8 protein-coding genes and 1 tRNA gene are annotated in these 13,679 nt (G+C 53.2%); 5 read left to right on the top strand and 4 right to left on the bottom strand.

Annotation, left to right across the window (positions count from 1 at the left end; all coding sequences use genetic code 11):
- Positions 1-66: 66 nt before the first annotated feature.
- Positions 67-1,155 (bottom strand): GDP-mannose 4,6-dehydratase, encoded by a 1,089-nt coding sequence (gene gmd, locus QZ303_RS07670; protein ID WP_295731332.1) that lies wholly within the window; start codon positions 1,153-1,155, stop codon positions 67-69.
- Positions 1,156-1,424: 269 nt separating this feature from the next.
- On the opposite strand from gmd, the gene QZ303_RS07665 reads away from it, so the two are divergent.
- The 4 genes from QZ303_RS07665 to QZ303_RS07650 all read left to right on the top strand — a co-directional run bounded on the left by QZ303_RS07665 (position 1,425) and on the right by QZ303_RS07650 (position 7,219).
- Positions 1,425-2,294, top strand: a complete 870-nt coding sequence (locus tag QZ303_RS07665) for a hypothetical protein (RefSeq protein ID WP_295731329.1) — start codon at positions 1,425-1,427, stop codon at positions 2,292-2,294.
- Between the two features lie 409 nt (positions 2,295-2,703).
- Positions 2,704-4,596 (top strand): biotin/lipoyl-containing protein, encoded by a 1,893-nt coding sequence (locus tag QZ303_RS07660; RefSeq protein ID WP_295731327.1) that lies wholly within the window; start codon positions 2,704-2,706, stop codon positions 4,594-4,596.
- 283 nt (positions 4,597-4,879) lie between these two features.
- A tRNA-His gene (locus QZ303_RS07655) sits at positions 4,880-4,955 on the top strand.
- Between the two features lie 161 nt (positions 4,956-5,116).
- Entirely contained in the window at positions 5,117-7,219 is a 2,103-nt protein-coding gene (locus tag QZ303_RS07650) for a fibronectin type III domain-containing protein (protein ID WP_295731325.1), read from the top strand.
- A 122-nt stretch (positions 7,220-7,341) separates the two neighbouring features.
- On the opposite strand, the gene QZ303_RS07645 is transcribed toward QZ303_RS07650, so the two are convergent.
- On the bottom strand, positions 7,342-8,862 hold the full coding sequence (locus QZ303_RS07645; RefSeq protein WP_295731322.1) for a DUF4301 family protein: 1,521 nt from the start codon (positions 8,860-8,862) through the stop codon (positions 7,342-7,344).
- A 159-nt stretch (positions 8,863-9,021) separates the two neighbouring features.
- Between QZ303_RS07645 and QZ303_RS07640 the strand changes: the two genes are divergently transcribed.
- Positions 9,022-10,401 (top strand): YihY/virulence factor BrkB family protein, encoded by a 1,380-nt coding sequence (locus QZ303_RS07640; protein ID WP_295731320.1) that lies wholly within the window; start codon positions 9,022-9,024, stop codon positions 10,399-10,401.
- A 60-nt stretch (positions 10,402-10,461) separates the two neighbouring features.
- Here QZ303_RS07640 and QZ303_RS07635 read toward each other — a convergent pair whose 3' ends face one another.
- Complete coding sequence (locus QZ303_RS07635; protein WP_295731319.1) at positions 10,462-10,890, bottom strand: DapH/DapD/GlmU-related protein; 429 nt, start codon at positions 10,888-10,890, stop codon at positions 10,462-10,464.
- A gap of 118 nt (positions 10,891-11,008) precedes the next feature.
- Entirely contained in the window at positions 11,009-13,252 is a 2,244-nt protein-coding gene (locus tag QZ303_RS07630; protein WP_295731364.1) for a transglycosylase domain-containing protein, read from the bottom strand.
- Between the last annotated feature and the right edge of the window lie 427 nt (positions 13,253-13,679).

The raw sequence follows: 13,679 nt of genomic DNA, 5'->3' as shown, positions 1-13,679 counted from the left end.
ATGTAAAAAGGATGTCCGCAAATATAGCTGAATTTGCGGACATCCTTATAAGTTATAATGGGATTTTTACTTCACGATACCCTTTTCGAGGTATTCGGCGAGGTTGGTGCGCACGCTCTCGCCTGCACGCTCCACAGCCACCTTTGCCATGTCGGCATCGGTCATAATCTTCACGAGTTCGGCGAAAGAGGTCTTTTGTGGATTCCAGCCGAGCTTCGCGCGTGCCTTTGTAGGGTCACCCCAAAGGTTGACCACGTCGGTCGGACGGTAGAAATCGGGCGACACCTCTATAAGCACCTTGCCAGTGGCGGAATCGATGCCCTTCTCGTTTTCGTCCTCACCCTCCCAGCGCAGCTCGATGCCTACGTTGTGGAAAGCGAGCTGACAGAACTCACGCACGGAGTGCTGCTCGCCGGTAGCAATCACGAAATCCTCAGGCTCGGGATGCTGGAGTATGAGCCACATGCACTCCACGTAGTCCTTGGCATAGCCCCAGTCGCGCAGCGAGGAGAGGTTGCCGAGATATAGCTTGTCCTGCTTGCCCTGAGCGATGCGTGCGGCGGCAAGGGTGATCTTGCGGGTGACGAATGTCTCGCCACGGCGTTCGCTCTCGTGGTTGAAGAGGATACCCGAGCAGCAATACATGCCGTAGGCCTCGCGATATTCCTTCACGATCCAAAAACCGTACTGCTTTGCCACCGCATACGGGCTGTAGGGGTGGAACGGGGTGTTCTCGTTCTGGGGCACCTCCTCCACCTTGCCGTAAAGCTCGGAAGTGGATGCCTGGTAGATACGGCAAGTATCCTTCAGCCCGGAAAGGCGGACAGCCTCAAGCACGCGGAGCACACCGGTGGCGTCGATGTCGGCAGTGAACTCGGGAGAGTCGAACGAAACCTGCACATGGCTCTGGGCTGCGAGGTTGTAAATCTCGTCGGGACGCACCTTGCCCACGACCTGAAGTATCGACATAGAGTCGCCGAGGTCGGCATAATGGAGATGGAAGCGCGGATGGCCTTCGAGATGGGCGATACGCTCGCGGAAATCGACCGACGAACGGCGGATGGTGCCGTGCACGTCGTAACCTTTCTCAAGCAGCAGTTCTGCCAGGAACGAGCCGTCCTGACCCGTAACCCCTGTAATGAGTGCTTTTTTCATATATCTGAATTAATAATTATCATTTTGTTTTGAGGCGATAGACAGCGTAACGTCCTCAGCTACTTTTTCCTTTGAGGCCACAAAGTTAGCGTTTTTTCACATCCCGTGCAACCCGCAATCTAATATTGAGACATAATCTTCATCTAAAAAATACTCCTACCATTACGCAAACCTTTCCCATACCGCGAATTACCTCAATGTAGATAGACCGATATCCAACAGTAGAATCATGTTAACCAAATGTAGTCCCAATATTAAACTTTAGATTTATGAACCATTTTACACGTTTCTTAGCCGCATCGACAATCGTGCTCGGTGCTTCACTCACAGCCAATGCAGAATGGAATCCCGAAAACTGGACTTGTCGTACTGACGGTATTGCCACATCGGTGGAAGATAATGCCATCGTATTTGATTTCCCTGCAACCGCAGAGAATGCCGCGGCAAAGATAGAATTCATCGCCAACAAGGATCTCACCCTCGGTGCCGGTCGCTCAATTGTTGTAATGAAAGTGCTGTATTCCACAGCATATGTCGATTATAACGATTGCTACAGCCAGGTGCTTCGTCAGCTTAAGGTCGGCAACAAAGATGGAGAACAGATTGCCCCTTACGGCGATACCGCAAAGCCCGGTTTTACACGCGGGCATGGAGGCAACGGCGACACCGGAAATGTCGGATATTATTTCCGCGATCTCAATGGACAGGGTGGCTTCAATTTCGGTGATACGGAATGGATACTACCTTATACAGGCAAATACTCTACAAATGCCACTTTTGATTTCGAGGGCGAGACAGTCTATGGCCGAGCATTTTGTTCGGTTGTAATCGGTCGTAAGAACGGCACGAAGAATGGTGCCATAGATGCAAGCAAAACTAAGATCGTCTATCTCGACTTCGTTACAGCTGAAGAACTTGGCAACAAAATCGACCAAACCAGCGTGAAGAATTTTATCGAGAAGAAACTCGAAGAAGGCACTACCGGCATCGACGATGTTCTTGGTGACGCCGAAGGTGTGGTCGACGTATATAGCCTCACAGGCATCAAGGTGCGCGCAAGCGTAGAGGCAGCCGATGCTCTCAAAGATCTCCCACGCGGTCTCTACATCGTAGGCGGCAAAAAGGTTATGGTGAAATAATTCCCTATCCATGACGTGCTTACACTATTGATATAACATGTGAATCATAGGCACAATCCAAATTTCCAATAGGTTTTATAATATTCGCAACCGAACTTAGATGAGGGCGACGGTATCGTGACTGATAGTGTCGCCCTCGGTTTTTCCGTATGCATACGATGGCTGCCAGGCGCTGCGAGCCTCAGGACTCTGTGCCTCACATACCTAAATGACACCGGACGCGGCGAAGCCGAATGTCGTTTTTTAGCGGAAACGCACCGATTTTCAATGAAAATTAGTAATTTTGCAGTCTAATTTGAAGAGAAACGCAACTCTTTGTCTGTCAACTGTTTCGCTATACATAAGATATGCCATTATGAAATGGATGCAGGCTCGGAAGTTGCGGATTGACTCATAAACACTTAAAATTATGGCAAATCGCAAGCTAAAAATCAGAGATCTCACGTTGCGCGACGGCCAGCAGTCGCTTTTTGCGACCCGCATGCCCCAGTCGTGCATCGACCGTCTGCTCCCCCTTTACGAGGGTGCCGGATTCTATATCATGGAAGTGTGGGGCGGTGCCGTGCCCGACTCTGTGATGCGCTATCTCGACGAATCTCCCTGGGAACGCCTAGGCATCTGCTCAAAGGCCATGAAGGGCCATTCGCTGCTGTCGGCACTCTCGCGAGGCCGCAACCTCTTCGGCTACGTGCCATATCCCGACAGCGTGCTCGAAGGATTCTATAAGGAGGCCATCAAGAATGGGCTCAACGTGATGCGCATATTCGACGCGCTCAACGACCTCGACAACGTGAAGGAGTCGATACGCATGATCAACGAGCTTGGCGGCATTGCCGACGGAGCCGTATGCTATACTGTCGACCCCAAGGAAGAAGCTCCCGCAGAACCTGCCGAAAAGCCCGGATTCTTCGCACGACTCTTCGGCAAGAAAGCCGAGGCTCCGGCTGCTCCCGAAAAGATATTCACCGACGACTACTTTGTCTCCAAGGCCAAAGCCATGGAGAGCTACGGCGCCAAGATCATCACCCTCAAGGATATGGCAGGTCTGGTCAACCCCGCGCGCATAGCCTCGCTGATGCCGAAGCTCAAGGCAGCCGTCAGCGTGCCGGTCGACTTCCACACCCATTGCACCCCGGGCTACGGCCTGGCATCGTCGCTCGTGGCCATCATCAACGGCGTAGACATCCTCGACACCAACATCTGGTGGTTCGGCGAAGGCTCAGCCGCTCCCGCCATCGAGCTTATATACATATTCTGTCAGAAGCTCGGAGTGGAACTTGAGGCCAACATGGAGGCCGTCGGCAAAATACGCAACGAACTTTACGACGTGCGCAAGCAGCTCGCGCCGTTCGACCTCAACAAGGATCATTTCCCCAAGGCATTCGATCCCCTGGCCGACACGCTTCCCGCCGAGGTCGACGCACAGTTCGACCGTGCCATCGCTGCCGCAAAGGTCGGCGACGAGGACGCTCTGCTCGCCGCATGCCACGCCATCGAGAACTATTTCGGATTCCCAAAACCCAACCTGCTGGTAAAGGAGGCCGAGGTGCCCGGAGGCATGTACTCCAACATGGTGGCACAGCTTAAGGCACTCGGTGCCAGCGACCTGCTCGACGATGCCATGCGCCTCATCCCCAAGGTGCGCCGCGACGCCGGTCTGGTGCCACTCGTCACCCCTACCAGCCAGATCGTAGGCAGCCAGGCAGTCAGCGTGGCCCTCGACCGCAAGAAGGGAAATCCCGACTACAGCAATCCCTCCAACCAGTTCATCTCGCTCGTCAAGGGTGAATACGGCCACACCCCCGTGGCAGTCGATCCCGCGTTCCGCGAGAAAATCGCCGGCACTCCGGTGGAGACACCCTACGACGTCACCAAATACCGCAAGCCCGAGAACCCCGTGCTTGACGACATGGGCGGCGTGAAGCTCGCCTCCAACCAGGAGGAATACCTGCTGCTCGAACTGCTTCCCACTGTGGCCAACGGATTCCTTCGCAAACGCCGTGCCGAGGAATGGGAAAAGACACAGGCCACAGCGCCTGCCGTTACCGCAGCCGAGGAGAAGGCAGCCGCCACAGTCGAGCCTATCACCGGACCCACCTTGAAAGCCCCCATGGGAGGACGTATCGTGGAGATAAAGGTGAAGCCAGGCGACAAGATAAAGTTCGGCCAAACTATGCTCGTCTACGAGGCCATGAAGATGGAAAATGACCTTGCGTCGGAAATCGACGGAACTGTCAAGCGCATCCTCGTGGCTCCCGACCAGGTGGTAGCCACCGACCAGCCCCTCGTCGAGTTCGAATAACCCAAAGTTGACAATCCTACACACAGCGGTACGCCGTTTTGGCGTACCGCTGTTTTTTATACGAATGACAGAATATACCTTTCATTCCTTGAGTCGCTGCCAATCAAAAGTATTCTTTAAGTTTTTATTCGCATACCACATTTCATTCTTTCCCATTCTTTTTGCCCGATTTCAAAAAAATCTGAAAATATTTGGAGGAATGAAAAAGAGTGCTTACCTTTGCACCGTTAAAAACGGCCACCTTAGCGAAAGCATCAGCCGTTTTTGACAGTTAAATACAAACGGTGAGATTAGCTCAGTTGGTTAGAGCGTCGGATTGTGGTTCCGAAGGTCGTGGGTTCGACCCCCACACCTCACCCTCACAGAATGGAAGCCTTTTCGGGCTTCCATTTCTGTTTTCCCCCTGCCTGCATTGCGGAGGACTAATATCTATTAAATCGCATGGGCATTTGAATATAATCCGAAGAATCTATAATTTTGCAAATTATAAATCATCATTATCACTATTATTTCAGTAATTATGCGTAATTTTCTACTTTATTTGTCATGTGCCGCCGCAGTCAACACGTATGCGGCCATTACCCCGCCTGCGTCCGTAGTGCAATCAGGTTATGACGGAAGTTCGTTGACTCTTTCCTGGTCTCCGGTAGAGAACGCCACCGGCTATCAAGTGTCCGTATGGTGTTTGGGAGCTTCCAAGACTACCACGGAAAACGTAAACCTGATTATCGACAAAGACAATCCGGTCATATATACTCCGGCGGTAAATGGTCATCTCGATGAAGCCAGCATGCTTTTCCGAATCGACGATGTAGAGGGGGTTGATGTCAACAAGACGCTACCGCTCATATTCCGTCAAGCCGATGCCGCCCATAATGTAAGTTCCATCTTGCGCGGTGATATATTCATGGGGCAACTTGCACCATACAGCACATTGTCGAGCTACGTCGTGTTCGGTGGTTATCCCATAGATGAGTTTTCCCAATGCCTGTATATCTCGGCCGGTCCGGACGGAGCACCGGAAGGGGTCGGCAAAATGACCATAACCTCAGTGATGAACACATATCGTCCCAACGTCTACGTCAAGGACAATGAATCGGTAAGTTCAGATGTTACGTCAATCGTAGTCGACGGACTCGATCCCGCCACCAACTACTATGCGACAGTAAAGACACTAAACGGCACACAGGTATCAGATCCTTCCGATATTCTCCATCTGGACAGTCTTGTCCCCACCATACTGACCGGAGCAACCGCAGTGTCAGGCGATTCATATACAGCTAACTGGCAGGCCAACACGAAGGCATCATCGTATGTCGTCACCAACTACGAGATGATATACGCCGAAGGTTCGTGCCCAATCGCAGAAGATGGCTCAAAATGCATCGGAGGCACTTTCGACGAACCGACGACAGTAGATTCGTTTGATGAATACACGGCATCAAAAGGATGGGTCGGAGCGACATGCCTGGTGGCCGACGGCATGTTCGGAGTAGCCGACGGCGCATTCCGCGGCGGACGCCCGATAGGTGGCTACCTGTATTCACCGGAAGCCGACTTCTCGGCCAATAACGGGAAAATCGCCATCGACGTAACTCTGTACGGCAACCCCGGCGATGTAATCAACGTGTTTGCAGGCTCATACTCCACCGACAAAGTTCATCCTGTCACAATTCCTGAGTCAGGAGTCGTCACCGAACAATTCGACATCATAGGAGGCACGGAAAACACACAGCTGAAGTTCGAATCCACCACACTTAAGAAATTCTTCATAAAATCACTGACAGCATCCCAGGGCGAGAAGAAACAGATTGTGCTCCTTGAGGACAGTTTCGACAAGGCTACTTCAGGCACATTCGACTCCCCCCAGGAGCGCATACAGCCCGATGACTACACTGCCATGCCGGGATGGAACGTCAATTCGGCCATCATTGCCAAGGGCATGTTCGGCACCTATAACGGCATGATCATCAGTGGACGCCCTTACGGTGGCGGCGCAATGACGACTCCGGAGCTGGGGTTCTCGAAAGGTGATGTCTACGTTTCATTCCGTCTACAGAGCAGCAAGCCTTCAGAGGATGAGATAACAATCTATGTCGGGTCATATGATCCGGCTACCGCCAAGACGTTGAGCGTACCTGCCGATGGCATTATCGATGAGACCGTCCTGCTCTCATCTACGGGAGAGAGCGCTTCTGTATATTTCGAGTCGAAGCTGCGCCAAAAGTTCATGCTTGATGACATAAAGATTTATCAGACACTGGCTCCCGGACAGAAAGTAGCCATGAAACTATCCTCGGCAGAGGTGACGGAAGGCACTTCACATACATTCTCCGGACTTGATGCTTCTACCCGCTACGGCTACTCCGTGCGCACTGATTACCTCAATTTCTTCGACATGCCTACCGAAGGCAGCGAATCGGCAATAATGGAAGTAGCCGGTAGCACTTCCGGCATTGATTCCGTTACCTCCGCATCAGAAAACACATCGCCTGTCATATCAGTGATTCTCACCGATCTTACAGGCCGCAGGGTGCTCGCTCCCGCCTCCGGATCCATAGTAATACGTACGGAAATCCACGCCGACGGTTCTTGTACGAATTCCAAGATCATCATGCGCTGACCGATTCGGATACACTCATATTGAAATAACCGTGCCGTAATCGATATCGATTACGGCACGGTTATTTTATTGGTAGTGCCACTTATAGGTGGTTAAAAAAACAGCCTATTAACACGTCCGGATCAGGCCTGGTGGACGGGGCGGAGGAGGTCATTGACGGTCTTGACTGGGTTGAATGTGGCCACGGGGACTTCGACAAAGATGGTGTTCCAATCGCTCATGGCACCGTTCCATAGGCCGGGCAATTCGAGGGCGCGCAGCTCGCGTCCGTTGCGCGACTTGGAAGAAATGAAGCCGGTGTCGGGATCAACGAAATCGGGCAGGTCATACTTCGCTCCATTCACGTCCTTGATATAGCATACGAGATCCACAGGGTTGAAGTGCGTGGCCTTGGCCACCATCTCCTTATATTCGGCGCGGTCGGGATCAATCTGTGTGCTTTCGAGAATCTGGGGTGAGGTGGACCCGTCGGGATTGTAAGTGATGTAGGGACCACCACCCGGCTCGCCTTCGTTGCGCACCATGCCGCACACACGCAGTGGACGGTCGAGCTTGCCGCGGATATAGAGTACGAGGTCGGCGTCCTCAAGCTGCTTGAGCTTCTCGTCGCGGATGTTGAGGGTGTCGTGCATGAAAGCAATCATCTCGCGCACGTCGTCGATGGTATAGTCACCACGGTCAATCATGCCGAGGTAGCGCTCAATGCGGTCGTGCGCCTCGATAAGACACCCGGCGATTACCTTCTTATATTGCAGTGTGGCCTCACGCTGCGAGTCGGGAACCACGTTGTCGATATTCTTTATGAACACCACCGCCGAATCTATGTCATTGAGGTTCTGGATGAGAGCACCGTGGCCTCCGGGACGGAACAGCAGTTTGCCGTCCTCGCGGAATGGGGTGTTGTCGGGGTTGACGGCCACGGTGTCGGTCGACTTCTTCTGCTCGGAGAGCGAGATATGATAGTGCACGCCGAGAGCCTTCTCGAAGCCGGGAACGGCGGAAGCTATCTTTTGCTCGAACAATGCGCGATGTTCGGGCGAAACGGTAAAATGCAGATGTACGTTGCCATCCTTGTCAGTTGCGGTCTGCGCGCCCTCCACGAGGTGTTCCTCCAGAGGAGTGCGCGGTCCTTCGGCATAGGAATGGAATTTCAGCAGGCCCTTGGGAAGCTGTCCGTAGTTCAGCCCCTCCTTATGGAGCAGCGCGGCCACAATATCCTTCGTGTGGCCTTCGGCTTTCAGCGCGGCGATGTCCTTGCCGTAGAGGCGGCGGCACGCTTCGTCAAGTTCGGGGAAGAAGGCGAAGTCGGCAATGCGGTCAATCAGCTGCTCTACGTCGCTGCCCGGCTTTGGCGCGTCGACCTCACCGTCGAGATAGGAGAACAGAGCCTTGAACATACGCGAGGCAGCACCCGAGGCAGGCACGAATTTGTAGACCTCGCCTCCGTCGGCAAGGTATTTCTGCCAACGATCCACGGCCTGCTTCTGTGCGGCGTCGTCGAGGGCGAGTATGCCTTTGCCCACGCGGGCCGAATCGACTATGCGCAGGTAGGGGAATCCGGTCTCAAATCGTTTAAGCTGGCTTTCAAGGAGTTCGGGGGCTATCCCTTTCTCTTCAAGGGTGATTTTGTCCTGAGGTATCATATTTCGGTTATTTTGATGATGTTTAAGGTATGCATGGATATCAGGAGGGCTTAAAGGAGGTAAAGAACGGCACATATGCCCTCAATGCTTCAAAGCTACGGATTTTTTTCGACTTCGACAAAATAAATATGCGTGGAATTTTTGTTTAAATTTGTAAGTATGAAGAGACAAAGCAGAATATCACGCATTTCGACACGGACGGCGGCATGGATACGCCTCGCCACGATACGTATCAAGTCGTTTGCGGCGTATTGCACCACGGGGGTGTGGAGCGACACGCGGCGTACCTGGCGCGTCAACACGATAAAAACCATCAACCTCACCGTAAGGTCGTTTCTCAATACCGACTTGCAGAACCGTGCCTCAGCGCTGACCTACAACACCCTTCTCGCCATAGTGCCCGCGCTGGCGCTGCTGTTTGCCATCGGGCGCGGATTCGGATTCGAGAACCTGCTACAGACGCAGCTTTTCCAGGCGCTCCCGTCGCAGAAACATGCGCTTGAGGCCGGCATCGACTTCGTGAGCGGATACATGACGCAGGCATCACAGGGAGTGTTTGTGGGCGTGGGCATAGTGGTATTGCTATGGACGATGATTTCGCTTATGAGCAATATCGAGGACACATTCAACACAGTATGGGGAGTGACACGCGCACGCTCCTTCGGGCGCAAGGTAATCGACTACACAGCGATAATGTTCCTGCTGCCGGTGCTGATGATATGTTCGAGCGGCATATCGGTGATGGTAAGCTACGCTTTGGTCGACAACCCGCGACTGCACTTCATATCACCGGCTGTGAAAATGGCTCTCGACGTGGCGCCGTTCGTGCTCACATGGATGTCATTCACGGGGATGTACCTGGCGTTTCCCAACACCAAAGTCAAGTTCAAGAACGCGTTCCTGAGCGGGGTGTTCGCCGGCACAGCGTTCCAGATCTTGCAGTACCTGTTCCTGTCAGGGCAGATCTACGTGTCGAAGTACAATGCCATCTACGGATCGTTCGCCTTCTTGCCGTTGCTGCTGATATGGCTCCAGCTGGTGTGGACCATCACTCTTTCCGGTGCGGTGCTCTGCTATTCGTCGCAGAACATATTCCAATTTAATTTCTCCCACGACATATCAACCATATCGCTCGACTATAAACGAAAGATAGCGGTGGTCATAATGACGATAATCGTCAAGCGGTTCGATAAGGGCCTCGGCCCATTCACCGTCACCGACTTCGCCGCCAACTACCACATGCCGTCGAGGCTCGTCACGCAGCTTATCGACGAGATGGTGGCGGCGCGGCTGCTCTCACCGGTGGTTATCTCAGAGGACACCTACGGCTATCAGCCTGCGGTCGATCCCTCGAAGGTTACCCTCGGCATGGTGCTCGGACGTCTCAATGCGCAGGGAGCCGACGACTTTATCCCCAACTTCCAGGAGGAGTTCGCCGACATAATCCGAATAATCGACCTCAACCTCCGGCAAACAATCTCCAAGTGCGACGAGACCCTCCTGCTCGACCTCCCGTTCCAATCCCTCAATAAAAGATGACGGCTAAAACTGGTCATCAGACCTTGATCCAGGAGTTGAGCGAGAAATCGTATCTTTTTATTATCTTAGCAGGTATGCCTGCTGCAATACAGTAATCGGAATATCTTTGGTCACGACAGAATTGGCCGCGATAACACAATTCTTCCCTATGGACACATTGCCTACCACAACGACATTCTTTCCCAGCCAGGTGCCGTCTCCTATTATTACGCGATCACCGGGATTATAGCGCACGCCTTGTTTATAGATATGAGTGTAGGGATCCTCATACTCATGATTGTGGTCGACTATATGCACATTCGGAGCTGTCAGCACCCCATTACCGAATGTTATCTCGCCATGGGCAAATATCGTCGAATGGTTGCCTATTTCACAATTATCGCCGAACGTGAGCCGGGCGTCAGGGTCGCAGCATAGATATACGGAGGGCCGTATTATCACCTCTTTGCCACATTTCACCGTCCCCCGGTTCACTATTTTGACACCCATTCCTATATACAGTCCTGGAGAATAAGGTATTCTGTAGCGTAAAGAATAATATCTGCCAAGCAGTTTTTTTATGGTTCTTTTTATATCGGGCATTGGTGGTCGGTAGTAATTATTAAAGTCAGTCGAACACGCCTTCGATGGATTCGCCGCCGTCAACGGGTTCGTCAGCAAACTCGCCGTAGTACTCTTTGGCGCAGAGGTCGATGTCGGAGGGGAATGTAAAGGTGGCATCCTGCTTGTAGGGGAGTGTGGGATCATCGTAGACTTTACGGATGAACTTGCCGTAGATCGGGAGGGCCATCGATGCGCCCTGCCCCATTGCCATTCCATTGAAATGGATGTAGCGCTCCTCACCGCCTACCCATGTGCCGGACACGAGCTGCGGCGTAAATCCCATGAACCATCCGTCGCTGTTGGAGTTGGTGGTGCCTGTCTTGCCACCCATCTGTGCCGTGAGGTTGTATGGCGTACGGCGCAGGCGGTTGCCGGTGCCGCTGTCGACCACATTGAGCAATATCGACAGTATCTTGTAGTAGGCCTCGGGCGATATCACCTCGGTATGACGCGGGGTGAACTCGCTGATTATGTTGCCGTTGTTGTCGGCGATGGCGGTCACGAACATGGGGTCGACGCGCATACCCTTGTTGGCGAACGCCGAATAGGCCGTGACCATCTCCTTCACCGACACGTCGCATGGCCCGAGACAAAGCGCTATCACGGGGTCGAGCTTATTGGTGATGCCGAAATTATGCATGTTGCGCACGAGCGTTGCCGGGGAGAGCTGGGCCATCAGGCGCGCCGAAATCCAGTTGTTGGAGTTGGTCAATGCCCAGCGCAGGTCGACCATCTCTCCCACACGCGCACTTCCGGCATTGCGTGGCGACCACGGACGGCCCACCTCGTCGTAGATGGTGGGCTGCTCGTTGAGCAGCTGGTCGCACGGGGTGAACCCCTCCTCCATGGCGTAGGTGTATAGAAACGGCTTGATGGTGGAGCCTATCTGGCGACGTCCGGTCGATACCATGTCATATTGGAATGCCGAGAAGTTCGGTCCACCTACGTAGGCCTTTACATGGCCGGTGACAGGCTCCATCGACATGAAGCCCGCGCGGAGGAAGTGCTTGGTATAGAACAGCGAGTCGATCGGCGACATGAGCGTGTCGATCATCCCGTCGTAGCTGAACACCTTCATCTCCTGCTTCGTGGCGAACGCCTTCTTGATTTCCTCCTCGGAGGCGCCCGCACGCTTCATCTGATAATAGCGGTCGGTCTGCTTCACAGCCTTGTCGATGAGCGACGCGAGCTGCGCCGACGAAAGCTCCTCGCGGTTGGTGGTATAGGGCGCACCCTTCACCCCGCGCTTCTCGCGGAAGAAACTCGGTTGTAGGGTCTTGCCGAGATGCTCGGTGACGGCCTCTTCGGCATAGCGCTGCATACGCGAGTCAAGGGTGGTGTATATCTTCAGACCATCGGTGTAGATGTCATATTTCGTGCCATCGGGCTTGGGATTCTTCTCGATCCACCCGTAGAGTGGATTGTTCTCCCAGGCGATGGAGTCGTCGACGAACTTCTGCTTCTCCCATCCGCGATAGTCGGAACGCACTGGATGCTTGGCACGCAGCATGCGGCGCAGCTCTTCGCGGAAATATGGCGCCAGGCCCTCCTTGTGATCCACGCGGTGGAATTTCAGTACCAGCGGGAGCGCCTGAAGCGAGTCGAGCTGCTCTCGAGTGAGCATATCCTCCTTATACATCTGTTCGAGCACCACATTGCGCCTGTCGCGTGTGCGCTCGGGCTTGCGCACCGGGTTGAAGTATGACGGGTTCTTCACCATGCCCACCAGAGTGGCGGCCTCCTCGATGGTGAGGTCCTTGGGATCTTTTCCGAAATAGACAAATGCCGCCGACTTTATGCCCACGGCGTTGTAGAGGAAGTCAAACTGGTTGAGATACATCTTTATGATCTCATCCTTCGAGTAGAAGCGTTCGAGTTTCACGGCAATCATCCATTCGATGGGCTTCTGCAAGGCACGTTGCAGGAGTCCGTCGCTCGAAGGCGAATATAGCAGCTTGGCGAGCTGCTGCGTGATGGTCGATCCGCCGCCGGCGTTCTTCTGCCCCATGAGCACGGTCTTTACAGCCACGCGGCCCAATGCGCGCACATCAATGCCCGAGTGGTCCTCAAACCGCGAATCCTCCGTGGCTATCAGCGCGTCGATCACGTTCTGCGAGATGTCGTCAAAATCGACATAGACGCGGTTGCCCGTACCGTTGAAGTAGCGTCCAAGCTCCTCGCCGTCGGCCGAATACACTATCGAGGCGAATCGGTCCTTAGGATTCTTAAGTTCCTCCACAGGAGGCATATAACCTATTATCCCGTTATATATGAGAAACAGGAATATCGCCGCTCCGGCCAGACAGCAGCCGAACACGATCCACATCACGGTTATTATCTTGCGGGAATGCTCTTTCAGAAATTTCATTGCAGGATGAGGTTGGTTGGGCGCACGCCGGGGCGTATGGCCACAGCATGCATCGCAAAGTTAGCAATTTTCCCTCTCACCATCCCCCGCCTCCCGGTTAAAAAATGTAGAGCCAAATTTGAGAGTTCTACAACATAATCTTTCCCAGTCCGCTTATTTGTAGCACCGGATTGCTCATAAAATGATTGCCATCCCCTCCAAGTTTTCTGAAAATGAGCGGATAATTACGGTTGGAATGAGTAACTTTGCCGGTAGAAGTTACGAAAAGAGTGTAATTTATTGGAAATGAGCGTAGGTTAATTGCTCT

The organism is uncultured Muribaculum sp., assembly GCF_910583865.1.
In the GTDB taxonomy this organism is placed as follows: domain Bacteria; phylum Bacteroidota; class Bacteroidia; order Bacteroidales; family Muribaculaceae; genus Muribaculum.
This window is presented reverse-complemented; position numbering and strand designations above follow the sequence as displayed.